Genomic DNA, 16,557 nt, shown 5'->3' with positions numbered 1-16,557 from the left:
AATAATAAATGAGATTAAATAATAAACTGTTCTTTAATGTACTCAAAACCTCTTTTTAATTCCAATTCTGGAAGATCTTGAATAGAAATATCGGAGTGTTGAAGCATTTCCTTACTGAATTCTACTATATGTAAAAAAGCATCAGTTAATATTTGATCTTCTTGACCTAATAATTTTATTCTCCTGGCAAACTCACTTTCCAATTCCGGATATTCCTGTAATAATTCATTATGAAGGTATCTTTTAAGATATTTATAATAAGGAAGGTTTTTGCGGTTAGGAATAATACTTTTAATTACCGTTTCATTTTGAGCATATTCTGTGCTTATTAAGACACCATCTACGCTAATTTGATTTTCATTCATATTAATTAAATTTTTAAACTTTTCTTCTTGGGGAGATCATTCTCAATTTTATTATTTTTCATTTTTTTTAAATCATCATTCCAATCTTTTGAAACAGATTTTTGAATGTTAATTTTCTTATTTATTCCAGGATATATTTGCAGTGTTATATTGTTGAACGATTCCAAATATTCTTTATTATTTGGCACTATAAATTCTAGTTCAGATTTAGAATTTCTTTTAACATAAGAGATAGCCATTTCTTGATTAATAATGTCAATTGCCATATTTCGTGGCATTACATCATTAAGAAAGTTTGCTGTTTTCAAATCAATTTCTTTAAATCTTGAAGCTATTTTCTCAGCCTTTGTAAAACTCTCTTTATCATTTAAACTTAATGATATTGATAAAAAGTCGTTATCCTTATAGTTAATTTTCACTTCAGGTATTAACGAAGAAATAATTATCGTATCAAAAAAGCATCCTCTTTTGTCATTGTCTGTAGCTAAAGTGATCTTTTCGAAAGCTCTAAGTTCAAAATATTGCTTTAATTTAAATGCTTTATTTTCCGCTATTTCACCATTAGTACTGATATACTCAGCATTTTGTGGTTTATTCATTTCATAGTGCGCCATAGCATCCCAAAGTGATTCAGTTACAAATAGGTTTCTTCCACCCTGTTTGGTATTTACCTGAAGATTAACTTTATCAATTTCAACGGTGTTTGAGAATCCGAAACCTACGTCATTCTGTGACCCACTAACAAAACGTTTAGAGTTGAAATTATCATAACCTGGATTAGTATTTATTTTTTGAACTCCTACAACTTTTCCGGAAGTATCTTTAATTTCAAAAGCTAATGTGAAAAAAGGATCTTTTTCGTCTTTAAAACTTTTGACAATATTTTTAAATAAAGGATGATTTAAAGTTTCTAACGAAATTTGGCGATGATTTGTAACATAGTCTTTCTGGTTCTGGTGGAGAGGATAAAATTTACCCTTTAGAATAAATTCATCTGATAATTCCCTCATAAACATTTTATTCCTAAGATCTTCATTTAATTTTTGGTTTTCATATACAGTAGATAAATTTTGTTTAATAGTTTCCAGATTACTTTTATAATCCAGGAGTTCACGATTTACTGCCTCCCAAACATTAGCTTCATGAGATACTACATGATTTTTTATAAAATGTATTAAGTTTCCTGCACTCTGTGATGCCCGGTCAATATAATTTTGTCTCCCATCCTTGCCTTTAATAAATTGAAATTTATTAGATCTGAATTTCGGATCAAGATTATCAACAAAAGCATCTCTCCCTTTATCATAAAAGAAGTTTGGTTTTTTATATAAAAAAAAGTCAATCAAGTCTATTTCTTTCATTGCTTGATCCCAATTTATCATAGGTGGTTTTTCGTTCATAACAAAGTTGTTTAAGTGGAGTGGGAGAAATTTTCTAATTTCTATGATTTCCTATTATGCTTCAGTCAAAGTGCGTTCTAAGAGTTGATCTATATCAGCTTTTACCTGATTAAAATTATCTAATAATACCTGGTTAATGTCTTTATCAGAAAGTGGATTATTTTGAGCATCTAAAAAGACGGTTAAGTCTGGTAATTCTCCACTTTCCAATTTTTTTGTTTTAGCAGGATCTACATGAATTGTAGAATAAAAGAATTTTTGTTCTATTTTCTCTGTAAAATTATCTGCTATTTTTCCGCAAAATACCCCTTGAGATAAAGTACTAATTTCAGATTCCGGAATAAGTTCCTCTAATTGTTCAGAATATGAAATAGAAGTTCCTGAATCAGAAATTGAATGAGATTCCTTTTGTACTTTAATTTTTCCAAACATTCTTGATAATCTCTGAGCAGTATCTCCGGAAACCTGTCCGGAAAAAATATTTCCCATCGTATTTACTATAGATTCTGCATTTTCCTTAGAAAAATCCCTTACAGCTTGCGTTATATCCTGAAATCCCAGCCAGGTTGCTATCTCATTACTTCTCCCGGTTGCGATAATATTATCGAGTGTTCCTTTGGGAAATGACATCGTTGTAAGCTCATCTAAGACTAATGCAGATTTATTCTGATATTTTCTATTGATAACCTTCATAATCTTAGTTGTAAACAAAGATATACAAACACTATAAATTTTCTCTCTTTCAGGATTATTACCAATACAAAGAATTTTTGGTTTTTTTGGATCATTAATTTTTAAATTAATGCCATCTATTTCATTACCTTCCTCATTTTTATCGGTAGTCATTACCCAATATACTACAGGTGAAGTCATCCTGGATAATCCCAAACGAGCTGAAGCAATCTGACCTTCTAGCTGATCTGTTGCTTGATTTTCGTAAGCAGATATAAATGGTGCTGCCATGTTGGAGATAGTTCCATCTTCAATAGAAGCCAAAAACTGAAATTGTTTTTCGTATGACTTTGAAAGTAATTCAATTAAATGTGGTAATGAACAGTATTTTCCCCCTTCGGCACAACGTAAAGCCCAAATTAAACAAGCGACATAGTTTATTGGCGATTCCACGAAAAAATCCCCTTGCTTAGAATTCCAGGATCTATTAAGTGCAATCATTAATACCTGGGCAGCTTCGACAGCATCTACAGAATCAATAAGGAGTTCAGGTTGTAATGGATTACAACGATGTGATTTTCTAGGATCATCAAAGTTAATTACACAGAACTCCGGTTCCACATTGTAATTTTTTTTATACATTTCCAGACAATTATATGTGAAAACAGATAAAGTCGGAAATTTATAATCGTAAACACACATTGCGAATCCCTTTTTTATGTGTTGTTCAATAGCAGGTTGGAGAATAGCGAATGACTTTCCAGATCCTGGCGTTCCAATCACTAAAGAAGCTCTAAAGGGATTTACGACATTTATCCATCCATCATCTGTCTTTAAATTAACAGAGTATTCATTCTCCATAAGCTCTTGCGTTTGTTGGAATTTTCTTCCGTCTTTTCCAAAGCGATCTTTTCCAAAAGATGAATTTATTGTTGTTACCAGTTCTCCAAAATAGGTTACCATTAAAAAATAAGTAACAACGCTTACAATAGTATAAATTGACATTGTAGCAATGTTCATCCCCAAATGATATAATAAGTAGGTAAAAATGAAAATAACGCTAGAAATTGCAGCCTTTAAAATAATTAGAGGAATGTTAGCATTTTCTTTTAGATTTTTTTTGGGTTTACTTCCAAAAACTGCAAAAGCAATCAAGAGAACAATAAAAAATCTTACTAAATAATATTTTCCTCCGCTATAAAATCCCATATTCAGAACTCTATTTGCAAAAGGAGTGAAAATATCAATTCCCATTTTATTTAAAGATACATTACCCAGGGCAATAATATCAATTGCCATTAGTAGTACAGAGAGTGCAAAAAACAATCCTGTATATATTCCTAAATCTTTATCCTGTGCCATATTTATTAATTCAGTAATTCTATTACCTTATTTTTTATTAAACTTTTTCTTTCCGAAACCGGAATTTGTATTTTTTTGTTGAGTTTCAATCTGATTGGTCTCCTTATTGAAAATTAGATCAATAGTATAGCTTTTATTATCTTGGGTCTTACATTTCGCACTTAAAGAAATTCCTTTTGTTAGAAGATCTGATAATCTTTTCTCGGTAATATTTTGACCTCTAAAATTCTTATAAAGTTTATATTTACAATTATGATCGTCCTCACAATGATAATAAAATTTATTTTGCATTAATTTCCCTTTTTTACACTGTGGGCAAACATGACTTGTTTCATTAGGATTATAACCTAATTTTGGACTACTCTTAATCTGCTGGGTAATTTCATAAGCAAATGATTTAATATTTTCCTGAAATTCTGCTGCATTACCCTTCCCGTTTTCAATATCAGTAATAGCACTCTCCCACTCTCCGGTTAATTCTGCTGAGAGAATTTTTTGCCCATTTAGAGATTTTATAACTTCAAAACCTAATTTTGTTGGAAGAAGGGTTTTTCCTTTTCTTTCAATATATTCTCCGTCAACCAATTCCTTAATAATACCTCCCCTGGTTGCAGAAGTCCCAATACCTTTACCTTTCAATACTTCTTTCAGTTCTTCATCCTGAATGTCCTTACCACAAGTTTCCATAAGGGTAATTAAGGAAGCATCATTTAACAATGGTGGAGCTGATGTTTGGGATTCAGTTAATGCTGCATTTTTATAGTTATAATTTCCTTTTTCCAATTCCGGAAGCTGTTTATCAGATTCTTCAGATTCTATATCTTCATCAGTTACCTTGGATTTTGTCTTTTCCAAAAACAGATCTTTAAATATTGTATACCCTTTATTAATCACTACAGATCCTTTTGCTAAAAATGGTATTTGGATTCCATCAATAAAAAAAGTATAAGTAGTTACATTTTTAAGTTCTTTTGAACCAAAAGACTGTAAAGTAGCTGATAGAATGGTTAAATACACATTCTTTTTCTTATCATCTAATTGAGCCAAAATTGGCATATTTCCAGTTGGAATTATGGCATGATGATCGGTTACTTTTTCATTATTGAAAGGTTTAGTACTTTTATGAAGCAATAGAGGAACTGTAAGATCCTGGATATTAAAAAAAACTCCGATATCCTCTATCAATTTAAATACTTCTTCTTTCATTTCTTCATTTAAAAATCTACTGTCTGTCCTTGGATAAGTGACAAAACCGCTTTCATATAGAACCTGTAAATAAGTCAATGTTTCATCAGCGGTATATCCAAAATCTTTATTACATTTTTTCTGTAATTCCGCTAAATTGAATAGTGCCGGGGGAGTAGATGAAGTTTCTTTTTTCTCAATTTCCCGAAGATCTATTCTATTATTATTACTCATGATATTTAAGAGATGAGATGCTTCTTCCTGATTAAAAAATTTCTCTTGATAAGTAGCAACTACATCACCTTTTTCAGAGATTACAGAGACTTTAGGAACAAAAAACTTTTGTGGTTTAAAACCTTTATTTTCTAAGAATCTTTTTACAACTAAAAATAATGTCGGAGTTTTAACTCTTCCTATTCTCAATAAAAAACCATTATTCTTAGTCATTGCAATACTAGAGTTAAAACCCAAATACCAATCAGCCTTTTGGCGTAGCTTACCTCCTAAGTATAACCCATCTTTATCTCTCCCATCAAGCAAGTTATTAAAACCGTTTTTAATAACATCAGAGTTTACAGATGATATCCACAATCTTTTAAATGGTTTTTTACATTTTGCATGTTCATATATTAACCTAAATATTAACTCTCCCTCTCTTCCGGCATCGGTGGCGCATATTACTTCACTACTTTCATTAAATAGTTTTTTGATGATTTCATACTGTTTCTTAGAAGTTCCTTCTTTATCTTTTTTGATTTTCAAAGGGATATCATCAGGTAAAAAAGGAAGATCTTCATTTTCTATTTTTCTTCCTAGAACTTCTTCCGGAGAACTTAGCATTACAAGATGCCCGAATGCCCAGGTGACTTGATATCCATTTCCTTCAAAATAGCCGTTTTTTCTTTCTCTTGCTCCAATTACTTCTGCAATAGATTTTGCTACACTCGGTTTTTCCGCTAATACAACTTTCATATATATTTATGTGATATTTTATTAATAAAATTCTAATTTTTGAGCATCTGTTTGCGCTTCTGCAAATACTGGTTTTAATTTTTTTAAATCATTATGAAATTTGGTATTCTCAATGAAAAAATGTGAATTTTTTAAAATAAAAGCATGTAATAATTTATGTTTTTCTTCATCAACTGAATGATTATACTTTGCTCTAAACTGATGTAGATAGTAGTTTATAAATACTTTAGTTTTACTTTTCTTTTCTGCAACTATAGAAATTTCAGCTGTTGCTTTTCTTTCTCCATTTTCCCGATATGAAATATAAAACCATCCAGATTTTTTTTCTGCCTCTTTGAAATAATCATTTGAGAAAATGCAATGCCTTAAACTATCGCCCTCTATAAAAAAATCTTCTTCTGAATTTAAAACACTAAAATTTTTATCTTCTACCTTGTCATATATTTCTGATTTATTTATGTGTTTTATTTTATAACCAGTAATTATTTTGGTGTTTTCAGAATGAATATTTTTTAATGCTGTATGTGAACGTGAATAGTTTATTTTCTTTTGCAAAAGGATATTTTCGTCAATTAAATCTCCAATATCCTTAAAACTCATTATGTGAGAATAATTTAATATTGATTTATGAATATTTTCACTTGTTTTGAATAATTTAAAAAAACGATTTTCTGCATCTTTGTGATTGACTTTAGCTTTATATAAATCCAAAAAATATTTAATTGGAAGTTTTTCTACTTTAATTTTTTTATAATAGGATACATAAAATTTAAATAAGCTTACTTCATTTGTAATTTTCTTTTCAAGCACTTTTTCCAACAATTTTGGGCAGTCAAAAAGCAGCATAAGTATTTTTGGACTTCTTATAAAGTCTAATCCTAGTGTATTTATTAAAAATGTTCTTTCTTGTTCTGTAACACAATATTTTATTAAATAGTCAGTCACCTGGCGTTTTGGTACAAAAACATGTTTAAGAATTGAAAGGTCTTTGTGAAATAATTTCTTTTGTTTAAAATCATATTTTAGGAACCCTTTATTACTTGTCTTTAGAAATGCTGAATTATGATAAACTATAGGTTCTTTTGAATTACAGCTAAATAGAATATGTTCATCATTTACTTCCAAATTGTAAAAAAAATGGTCAGTCTCTCTATTTCTATATCTTTCAACATTAATTCTTTTTTCTATTGTATCTTCGATATTAGACCAGGTGTTTAATGTTTGTTCATAAACTTTTGCATTATGCCCATATAGTACTTTTTTTCTAATCTTTTTCATATTTGTTTTCAGTGATCTATTAATATCTAAATGTTTAAAAATGGTAATAAAGCATTTCTGCTTTATTACCATTAGTGTTTTTAATTATGCAGTTCCCAAATCAGGATCTTCACTCTCTACAGTGTTCTGATTTTGATTTTTTTCAGAATCTGAAGAACTTTCATTCTCTTTTGATTTGTGAAGAACTAATCTATCTACATATTCAAGAGTGGTATATTGAATACCTTTTTCTGATTCATAAGAACTTGTATCACAGTAATTACAGAATACAGTAACACCCTCTCCTTTTTTCAAACGGTTTAAAATTTCCGGATTTTCCTTTGTTTGAATCCAATACACAAATTTTTTATACTCCGGCTTTTGTTTGTTTGGAAAATTAATAGCTACGGTGAAATTAATTGGTGATTTTTCACCTGTTAATTGGTTGTAAGTCGCATCTGCTGCCAAATGCCCTGTTAATGTTAATGAATACATAATATTTTATTTTTGGTTAGTTACTTAAATTTTAGGACCTCTCTTTTCTTTAAAACTATCTTCCTTGATGGTAGATTCAGTAGTTATTTTAATTGTAGCAGCATTATTAACATATTTATCAGCAATGAAAGCATTTAAATCTTTATCATAATGAACTTTGACACTAAATGGTTTTGATTCTCTACTAATGCCATCTACAATTATTGATTTTCCTTGGGAAGCTTCTTGAATTTGTTCTTTAGTAAGAGCTGTTCCAAAAGCAGCTACAGGCATATCTTCATTTCTATTCTTCCAATAAGGTTTAAGAGTTAATTTTCCTTGTATTTTTGAATATTCAGCTCTAAATTTAAATTCATAGAAATAATCTTTACCATCCTTAACTGTATATCCCTTGAAAACAGTATTTGTCAATTCTCCTCTCATTAATTTAGTAATGTCATTCTTTTCCAAAAAAGAAAATTTAATTCCGGCAGGATCTGAACTAAATAAGGATTGAATTTCTGATCTATCATATTTTTGTCCTTGAAAAAATTGATAAACTTCATTTTTAGAAGCTGTAACAGTCTCACCTTTCAAATTTTCAATAGTAATTTTATTATCTTCAATTTCTATAATTTTACCTTTGAAAATTCCACTTTCTACCTTAGCTGTTGCTAAGCTACCAACTTTAAATTCCTTGTTTTCCAATCTTAGTTCTTTTTCTTTAAAAGAGTTTTGAAGATCAGAATATTTTATCAAATCTTCTTCTCCACTTGGGAGCCACATTTTAATATCTAAATTTTTGGTTAAAGAAAATTGTACTAATAATTCATCATCATGAATTGGAGAGATAATTGTTATTTCTCCGTTTTTAATTAATTGTTCTTTATGTTTTTCTGAAATATCGAAACCTTTAAGGCTGTCTGGTAGTATTGACAATAAAAGTTCTTTTTTTTCTTCATGAATAAGATTCTTTAATTCATCAATTTGAATTTGATTTTCTCTTCCTGATTGAGCAAAAGTATTATCATCGATAATTTTTTCTAGCCCTTTTACTTGATCTTTATCAACATTAATAATAAGTTCATCATATATTTTTTTCTCTTTACTACTAGAAGAATCAGCAAAAAAGTTATCAAATTGCTCAATTTTTGTTCGTAAGTATTGAACCAATAAATTAAGATCTGAACCTGATAGTGATTGCACTAAGTTTTTAAAAAACTCTTTTGGATTTTGTATCTTCTGTTGATCTATCTTAATTTCTTGCTGTATTTTTTCATGTTCATGAATAATATTCTTTAAATTATCAATTCTGTAGATCCTATTTAAATAAGGTTCCTCGTTTAAATATTTATCAGCTACTTCTATGATATTATTAATAAGTTCTAAATCTATTTTATCAGAAGAATTTATTAATTCTTTAAAATTATTTTGATGAAATTTAGAAGTCCCATCAGAGATCCTATTATCATATTCTTCTTCTTTTGCCCATACATACTGTTTTAATATTTCGATTTCATTTGGGAAGGAATTTTTAACAAAGAAATTAATATTATTGTCGACATCATTCCTGAGAGATTCTTTCTTATTTTCAATAGTTTCTGAAATTGAAATTTCTTCTATATTAATTATTTTCCTTTCTAAATTTAATTGCTCTTCAAGACTTATAGGTCTAAGAAAATATGGTTGTCCATCCAAACCATATTCTAGGGTATATCCTTGCTCTTCACAAGCTTTTTTAAAGTCTTCACAATAAGAAAAAATATCTCCATCACTTTCACCTGTACTATGTGCATTTTCAATCGTATCAGACCAATATGCTACTATTGTTTCCAATTCTTCAGGCAAAAATTGTTGTTTATTAAATAAATCTATTGTTTCAAAAAATTCATTTTTTTCTTCTAATTCAATTTGATGAGCAGCGAAATAAGTACGATAATAATGAGCGTGTTTCTCATCAATTCCGGTATTTGTTAATCCGTCACTTAGTTCTGTCCTTTTTGACAATTCTCTTTCCCACTTCTTTTGTTCTGCCCATAGTTCATCAGTTCCAATAGGAACTTTATAATGCCTTTTAAGATCTATTAAATTACCTGATAACTCAATTGGATATACATTACCAATAAGCTGTTTACCTGCTTCATTAGCGATGGTAAAATGTAATTTTCTCTTTTCTTCAATACTCTCAGAACTTGCTAAAGTTGCAAGATCTTTTAGTTGTTGTTCTATGCTCTCAAAAGAACCACTAATCTTAAGATGATTCGATTGATTTCTATTAGCATCTACCACATGTGCTGTTAGATTAAAATTTTCCATATTAAATATTTTATGTTATGTTGGTTGTATATATTAAAATATAAATAAATTAATATCTAAATATATTTATATCTTCATTCCGGTAGAAGAACCTTTATCAATAATTTTGGTTGTTGCAGTAAATTCATTTTTAACACCTTCTTTCATTGATTTAGCATAATCTATCCCTTTATTCGATTTATAAAAAACGTCGTTTAATTCGGCATCATACTTCATATCTGTAGCATATTGAAGAGTTCCATTTTTATCATGCACTTCAAAAACAATTATTTTATTATCCAATAGATCCTTTTTTTGTTCCGGAGATAGCTTTTGTCCTTTTATTTCCAATTCATCCAGGTTAAATTCACTATTCTTATATACAGGTTTTAAAATAAGCTGCTTATTTTCATCAAATTTTACCATTAGTTTAAACTCTTTATCTTCAGAAATCTTAAAGCCATTATTATCTTGTTTAATATATGTTGCTTCAAACATTTGAGACAAATCCCCTTTTAACATATTAATTTTACTCTCGTTAGAAAGATCATTAAACTTCAATAATATGTTGGAATCAAGAAAAGCTTTTTCAACTTGTTCAATAGTAAATTTTTGCCCCTTAAATAATTTGGTAGCTTTATCTGCTGGACATTCCTTAATCGATTTATCAAGCATTTGTATTTTTAGCTTATCTTCTGAATATTCTATTACTTTTCCTTTTAAATATTTTCCATTATCTTCAAAAGCTACTACATCATTTATAGTGATTGATTTAAAATTTACATTCAAAGTTTCACTACTGTCACTTTTTTTATTTAGTGATAATTCCTGTTTTTTAGTTTCTACAAACTCCGAAATAACGCTTGAAATACTATTATCTTTATTACTTTCATATTTATTAATTAGAGCAACAATATCATCATCGGAAAGTTCTCCATTTTTGAATTTATGAGTAAAATCATCAATAAATTTTAAATCAGCTGCTTTTGTTTCTTCATTTATTGCATTGATTAAGGCTCCCATTCTTTCCTGTAAAGGTTTACTTTCATCTTCAATAGTAGGTTTAAACATATTATAAACAGCACTTTTCATTTTTTTCCTAGCTCCTTCAGATTTTCTTACACTTACAAAAACCTCATTTAATACATCTTCAAAATTTGCATTTCTTCCAGCACCCTTTAGGATACTTTGAGAATCTCTAATTGAATCATCAAATAATTTTTGAAAAGAAAACGTATTTTTTGAAAATGCTTTTTCTACTTTAGGGGATACAATATGTTTAATTTTTGATTTTATTTCTAACTCTGGATTTACGCCTTCTTTTTTAATTAAATTTTTCCAGACTTCCATACCATCAGTTTGCTGCAGGGATTTGGTTATTTCTTTGTTATCAATTAATATTGATTCCTGATTCCTTAATAATTTAAGCCCATCCTGCACATCTTTGTCCGTCTGAAAAAAAGGAATCACACTTGAATAATTTTGACCACTAAAATTTACTTCTTCTCTAACGATACCAAATATTTCTACTCCATCTTTCATAAACCCAATAAAATCATATCTCTCCTTTTCTTCCGGTGATTTTAAAAGTTCTTCTAATTGTGATCTTAGTATAAGTTCTCTTGATTTTTCATTTTCCTTCTGAAGTCTTTTATCACTCATAAATCTTCTATTAAGATCTAAAACCTTATCGATAAGTGCTTGCTTTTCGGCTGGTGTTTTAGCCACCTCAGTGAAATTGAATTCACCGCCCATTTCTTCCGATTCTCCATTAAAAGCATCATCTTCTACTAGAAACTCATTTAAAGATTCTCTAAACAGCTCAACATTCGAAGAAACATCTTCAACAGATAACTCTGTTGTTTTAATAATTTCATACAAATCTTTTGGAGTTATTACATTTAAACTCTCAAATTCTTTTAATTTTTCTGATAAAGTGCTCATATTTAAATTTTTATACTCTCAAATATATGAAATAATTTTGCTTTCATATATACAATCCTTATTTATTTCATAATAATTACAGGTTTTGCTTTTTGGATTTTCCTGGTACTTTATTTTTTTGCTTAATTTCAAATAGATCTATTATCTTATCTATACCTTTTAATAATGATTCAGACAAAACTTTTTCCGGAGTTTTTTCATTTTGCTCATTAGTAAGTTCTTTTTGATATTGAAATACTTGTGATTTATAATTTTTTGAATGGACCAGATTTGAAATTTCATTAAAATCCAGATTTTTAAGTGCAATTGAAACATTTGCAGTATAATCATTATCTGATGGATTTTTATTCAAATAATTATTAAACCTAAGCTTTCCATTATAAACATCAGGAATCATCCCATTTCGAGCCATAAACATTACATAATGCTGAGCATTATTTTCTTTAGAAGAGTTAGGATAAAGTTCTTTATACTTTTTATCCAGGACATAAAGTAATGTTGCATTATGATATTTATAATTCCTTTCTACTTTAGTACTAAATTTATCTTTTATATTCCCAAAGCTTAGTGATCTATCAATGCCGGATGGTTTATAGAAAAGATTTTCTCTCTTGTCAAAAATTCTATATGCTGCAACTATTCCATTTTTATACGTGTAGTTAATTTCCAGATCTATCTTTTCTAATTCTTTAGAGAATTGTTCATAAGTAATTTTGTGATATCTATTAAATATCTTATCATGAATAAAATCTTTTATTTCATTTTCTCTTCTCTGTCTGAACTTCTTATTATTTTTAAAAACTTTGTCTAACTTTTTATGCCCTGGATTTGAATACAGAGTTGAGGAATTAATTGGGAGATCATTAGAACCTGCTATTTTATATTTAAATCCAATCTTTTCATTATTATCCTTATCTACATAACTGTTTGTTATAAGTTCTAAACCAACTAACTTTAATTGTTCATTAAACTCATTTAATGATACTGGATGATAATTACTAACAATATAGTCTACAGCATAGGAAAATTTCTTCCTTTTGTCTAAAGTATCCTCAATCTTATCTTTTATGAATATTTCTTCAGGAATTTTTTTAATAGAATTTTTTAAATTATTTACTTGAACTAAATCATATTTTACCTCCAATTCTCTTGTAATTTTTTGTGATCTTAAATACAAATTAGAATCTTGTAATACTTTTTTACCTTCAATAATTTTAGGACAAACAATATGAATGTGCTGCTGAAAAGCATCAAAATGTCTATATATAATATAGGGATGCGTTTCAGGGAAACCAAGTTTAGTTAGATAATCAAAAGAAATTTCTTTTAAAAAATCATTAGATAATTTCGAGTTATCATCTATTGGAAAATTAAGAGAAATATGCATGTTTTTATCTTTTCTTTTGCTGTCTCTTGTATGTAAAGCGAAATGCGAGATCACTGTATTTTTATCAGCATTTTCATCAAATCCAGTATAATAAATCCTTTCAGCTTCTCCTTTTTCCACCTTCCTTTCATTATATTCAATGAGTGGTTTTACCTGCTCCGTATGTGAAATATTAGCTATCAATTTTATTATTTAATGTATTAATAATATGCGAAAACATAGAATTTAAATGAGCAACTTTCGTCTTAATATCATTTAATTCATTTAAACTAATATCATTATGAGTATTTAATTTTTTAGCAATTTGGTTTATATTAACTCCAATTTTATTTACTTCATTTATGTATTTTTCAAAATTTAAAGGAACATAAATCTGTTTTTTATTTGATAGCATTATCGTTCGAAAACCCTCAGATAACGAACTGTTTTTTGGTATATTTTTAATTATTTTTTCATACTCATCAAGAGTTACATAAAATCCAATATGTTTTATTCTCTTATTTTTTTCATCCTTTATCACTGGTCTACCACCTTTATTTTTCATAATAAAAAAATTTAAATTTCAAACAAATATGCGACTGGAACGAGCATATTATCTTTATTGTCCCGTAAGGGCAAGGAAGTTTTTCTTGCAGAAAAACACACCTTGCTATGTTTAAACAACAAATTTATTCAAAATATATTAATATCTAAATATCTTTAGTTAAAAAAACAAGAAAATTAAACATGGCAGATATAAATTCCTTTATACATTAATATCTTAAAAATAAACTTTTAATCTATTTCACTTTAAGATATAAAGATATTAATTCCTTAAACTAAAATACAATGTAAAAATATAAATATCTTTATTCCTTTAGATATTAATTTCTTTATATACAAATATATAAATATTTTAATTTATTTATATCTATATATTTTAATTGCTTTATATATAAATATTTTAATATATTTGTATCTGAATATATTTATATATTAATTCCTTTATGCTTTAATATCTAAATTTATTTATATATTTGTTTCTGTATATATTAATATCTAACCAATAAAATCACTAAATATGGAAAATTCATTTGCTTTAATGTTCCATTTAATGGTAAAGATCCTTTTTAATTGTATAGCAACTTTTATTAATCTAGTACTTGCTATTTTTAAATTAATCTTTAAAAAAAAATAATATGATAGTATCATTTAGCTCTCAGAAGGGTGGTTCAGGAAAAACCTCTTCTACAATGTTAGCCGCAACTTACATTAACTACTATTTTGATAAAAAAATTTGTGTAGTTGATGTAGATATTCAAAAATCCTTGTTTAATAAAAGGAAAGATGAATTAGCATATATCCAACTTGCAGCTGAAAAAAATAATGGTGAATTATTGCCACAAATGAAAGAAGCAAAAATGCTTAAAAAATTGGATGATGAAGGTAAAAGCTTGTTTCCAATCTTTGCTTATTCTTTTCAAGATGACAATGTAATTGAAAAAATCCTCGACTTAGAAAAACAATTCGATATTGTTTTTATTGATTTCCCAGGTACACTAGATTTTAATGAAATATCATTTATTCTATTAATATTAGACTATATATTTATTCCTTTTTATGCAGAAGAAAAAAACTTTAAAAGTGCTTTTGACTTTGAAAAAGTTTTAAAAGGAATTAAAAATAGTCAAACTGATTCTCCAAACTCGAGTAGATTAAAAAATTATTTCTCTTATTTTTTTAAATATAATGAGAATACCAGAAAACAAGAATGGGACTTTTTAGAACTCATGTTTGAAAAAAGAGGAATTAATAAGCTCAATAATTCGATCTATGAAAATATAAAGCTTGAAATGGATATATCCACTATTAATATTGTAAGTGGTGTACCTTCAGCAAAAAGTCCTTTACTTTTTGTAGAAGAAATTATGTCTCATTTATTCCCAAACGAATATAAAAAATAATAAAGATTAGTTATGGCAAAAAAAAATTACTTAGAAACATTATCACATAGTTTAGTTGATGATTCAAAAGAAAATATTGTAGATAAAAAAACCGAGCAAATAGAATCTATAATAACTATAGAGGAAAATAAGCCGGAAGAAGTCATACAATCTTCATCTAATCAAGAAAAAGCATCCGCTAGTGCTAACATATCAAATAAATTCAAAGAAAGGAATACAGCTACTCCAAAAGCAAGTAAGAAGGAAGCTAAAAAAGAAGATGATCCACTAGGTAAGTTTTCATCTAGTGTAAAAAAAACCTTACAAAAGAACAATGAATTAGAATATTCTGATACAACCAATACAAAAATTTCCAACGAAGCTAATAAAGCATTAAAGATTATGTCTTTATCTTCAGGAGTATCCGGTTATAAGATTATTAGCAGCTTAATTTCAGAATTCTACAATAAACACCAGGAAGAATTTAAATTATAAAAAATGTTATCATATATATTAATCTTCATATTAATTGTGGTTTCTATAACATATTTTTATATAAAAAATCATCTGAATAAAGGAGAAGAAAAAATTGAAAAGTCCTTCAATTCTTTGTCTAATGAATCCAAAGAAGAAGCCCCAGAATGTAAAGAAGAAAAGATAAGTTTTGATGTTAGAAACAATCAAAATGTTGAAATAGATAACTCTACCAAAGCTATCAAAAAAATAGTTAGAAGATACTCTAATATCAATTCGTTAAAGGTTATTACAAAAGACGAAACTAAAGAGAGGATTGAGGATCCGGACGAAGTTAAAAGTCACCCTAAATTTGAAAATATAAATATTAGTGAAGGTTCAGCATTCGATGACCAGGAAATGGATTTTGACATTATTTCTGACAATGATGATAATCCACCTTTAAATGAACTAAAACTAATAACTGAAATAGAATCGGATAAGGGAAATGAGTTATTTAAAATAATTGATACAAGTTTGCATGATAAAATTAAAAATCAATTAGCACAAATTGCAGAAGGTAAAGATGATGACGATGATGATATAATGAATGAATTCAAGCACTTTAGATTTTCAAATTCCTATGCAGAGAATACAAATGAACTATTTAATGATTTAAGTGGTAATGAATTAGAAACGGAGAGTGTATCAGAAGAAAACACCATGAATAACACACAAAAACATGAAATAAATACGGTTAATACAAAAAAAACTTTTAATTTTACAGAAATTTCAGAACAAGTAACTGATAGTACACTAGATTTTAATTTTGATTTCGAAGAACTTGAAGAAAATAATAACAATTAAAA

At 27.8% G+C, this 16,557-nt stretch carries 13 protein-coding genes; 3 read left to right on the top strand and 10 right to left on the bottom strand.

Translation table 11 applies throughout. The annotated features are described in order from the left end of the window. Positions 1-14: 14 nt before the first annotated feature. From C1631_RS22940 to mobC, 10 genes are all read right to left on the bottom strand, one after another. Positions 15-365: a hypothetical protein gene (locus tag C1631_RS22940; RefSeq protein WP_103248477.1), complete on the bottom strand. Its 351-nt coding sequence runs from the start codon at positions 363-365 to the stop codon at positions 15-17. A gap of 5 nt (positions 366-370) precedes the next feature. After that, positions 371-1,765: a toprim domain-containing protein gene (locus C1631_RS22935; RefSeq protein ID WP_109714431.1), complete on the bottom strand. Its 1,395-nt coding sequence runs from the start codon at positions 1,763-1,765 to the stop codon at positions 371-373. Between the two features lie 54 nt (positions 1,766-1,819). Beyond that, entirely contained in the window at positions 1,820-3,799 is a 1,980-nt protein-coding gene (locus C1631_RS22930) for a TraM recognition domain-containing protein (RefSeq protein WP_109714429.1), read from the bottom strand. 27 nt (positions 3,800-3,826) lie between these two features. Then, positions 3,827-5,956: a DNA topoisomerase gene (locus tag C1631_RS22925; protein WP_109714427.1), complete on the bottom strand. Its 2,130-nt coding sequence runs from the start codon at positions 5,954-5,956 to the stop codon at positions 3,827-3,829. Positions 5,957-5,977: 21 nt separating this feature from the next. Beyond that, the gene (locus C1631_RS23880; protein WP_165828362.1) at positions 5,978-7,234 is read right to left on the bottom strand and encodes a PcfJ domain-containing protein; all 1,257 of its coding nucleotides are present in this window, start codon (positions 7,232-7,234) and stop codon (positions 5,978-5,980) included. An 84-nt stretch (positions 7,235-7,318) separates the two neighbouring features. Continuing rightward, the gene (locus C1631_RS22915) at positions 7,319-7,708 is read right to left on the bottom strand and encodes a single stranded DNA-binding domain-containing protein (RefSeq protein WP_109714425.1); all 390 of its coding nucleotides are present in this window, start codon (positions 7,706-7,708) and stop codon (positions 7,319-7,321) included. 24 nt (positions 7,709-7,732) lie between these two features. Then, positions 7,733-10,003 carry a hypothetical protein gene (locus tag C1631_RS22910; RefSeq protein WP_109714423.1) on the bottom strand — a complete coding sequence of 757 codons (2,271 nt, stop codon included), beginning with the start codon at positions 10,001-10,003 and terminating at the stop codon, positions 7,733-7,735. Positions 10,004-10,069: 66 nt separating this feature from the next. Continuing rightward, positions 10,070-11,926 (bottom strand): hypothetical protein, encoded by a 1,857-nt coding sequence (locus C1631_RS22905; RefSeq protein WP_109714421.1) that lies wholly within the window; start codon positions 11,924-11,926, stop codon positions 10,070-10,072. Positions 11,927-12,002: 76 nt separating this feature from the next. Then, positions 12,003-13,496, bottom strand: coding sequence for a relaxase/mobilization nuclease domain-containing protein (locus C1631_RS22900; protein ID WP_165828361.1), 1,494 nt, complete (start codon positions 13,494-13,496; stop codon positions 12,003-12,005). Next, positions 13,486-13,857: a plasmid mobilization relaxosome protein MobC gene (mobC, locus tag C1631_RS22895; protein WP_109714417.1), complete on the bottom strand. Its 372-nt coding sequence runs from the start codon at positions 13,855-13,857 to the stop codon at positions 13,486-13,488. The genes C1631_RS22900 and mobC overlap by 11 nt, the downstream gene beginning before the upstream one ends. Before the next feature lie 634 nt (positions 13,858-14,491). Between mobC and C1631_RS22890 the strand changes: the two genes are divergently transcribed. Genes C1631_RS22890 through C1631_RS22880 form a run of 3 tightly spaced genes read left to right on the top strand, consistent with a single transcriptional unit; the run spans position 14,492 to position 16,555 of the window. Then, positions 14,492-15,256: a ParA family protein gene (locus C1631_RS22890; protein WP_109714415.1), complete on the top strand. Its 765-nt coding sequence runs from the start codon at positions 14,492-14,494 to the stop codon at positions 15,254-15,256. 12 nt (positions 15,257-15,268) lie between these two features. Further along, entirely contained in the window at positions 15,269-15,730 is a 462-nt protein-coding gene (locus tag C1631_RS22885; RefSeq protein ID WP_109714413.1) for a hypothetical protein, read from the top strand. 3 nt (positions 15,731-15,733) lie between these two features. Then, the gene (locus C1631_RS22880; RefSeq protein WP_109714411.1) at positions 15,734-16,555 is read left to right on the top strand and encodes a hypothetical protein; all 822 of its coding nucleotides are present in this window, start codon (positions 15,734-15,736) and stop codon (positions 16,553-16,555) included. Positions 16,556-16,557: the final 2 nt, after the last annotated feature.

This window comes from Chryseobacterium phosphatilyticum, assembly GCF_002899825.2.
Classification (GTDB): domain Bacteria; phylum Bacteroidota; class Bacteroidia; order Flavobacteriales; family Weeksellaceae; genus Chryseobacterium; species Chryseobacterium phosphatilyticum.
This window is presented reverse-complemented; position numbering and strand designations above follow the sequence as displayed.

Excerpts from the sequence above, each read along its gene's own strand:
- C1631_RS22940 (WP_103248477.1), bottom strand. The coding sequence starts at position 365 with ATGAATGAAAATCAAATTAGCGTAGATGGTGTCTTAATAAGCACAGAA.
- C1631_RS22935 (WP_109714431.1), bottom strand. The coding sequence starts at position 1,765 with ATGAACGAAAAACCACCTATGATAAATTGGGATCAAGCAATGAAAGAA.
- C1631_RS22930 (WP_109714429.1), bottom strand. The coding sequence starts at position 3,799 with ATGGCACAGGATAAAGATTTAGGAATATATACAGGATTGTTTTTTGCA.
- C1631_RS22925 (WP_109714427.1), bottom strand. The coding sequence starts at position 5,956 with ATGAAAGTTGTATTAGCGGAAAAACCGAGTGTAGCAAAATCTATTGCA.
- C1631_RS23880 (WP_165828362.1), bottom strand. The coding sequence starts at position 7,234 with ATGAAAAAGATTAGAAAAAAAGTACTATATGGGCATAATGCAAAAGTT.
- C1631_RS22915 (WP_109714425.1), bottom strand. The coding sequence starts at position 7,708 with ATGTATTCATTAACATTAACAGGGCATTTGGCAGCAGATGCGACTTAC.
- C1631_RS22910 (WP_109714423.1), bottom strand. The coding sequence starts at position 10,003 with ATGGAAAATTTTAATCTAACAGCACATGTGGTAGATGCTAATAGAAAT.
- C1631_RS22905 (WP_109714421.1), bottom strand. The coding sequence starts at position 11,926 with ATGAGCACTTTATCAGAAAAATTAAAAGAATTTGAGAGTTTAAATGTA.
- mobC (WP_109714417.1), bottom strand. The coding sequence starts at position 13,857 with ATGAAAAATAAAGGTGGTAGACCAGTGATAAAGGATGAAAAAAATAAG.
- C1631_RS22890 (WP_109714415.1), top strand. The coding sequence starts at position 14,492 with ATGATAGTATCATTTAGCTCTCAGAAGGGTGGTTCAGGAAAAACCTCT.
- C1631_RS22885 (WP_109714413.1), top strand. The coding sequence starts at position 15,269 with ATGGCAAAAAAAAATTACTTAGAAACATTATCACATAGTTTAGTTGAT.
- C1631_RS22880 (WP_109714411.1), top strand. The coding sequence starts at position 15,734 with ATGTTATCATATATATTAATCTTCATATTAATTGTGGTTTCTATAACA.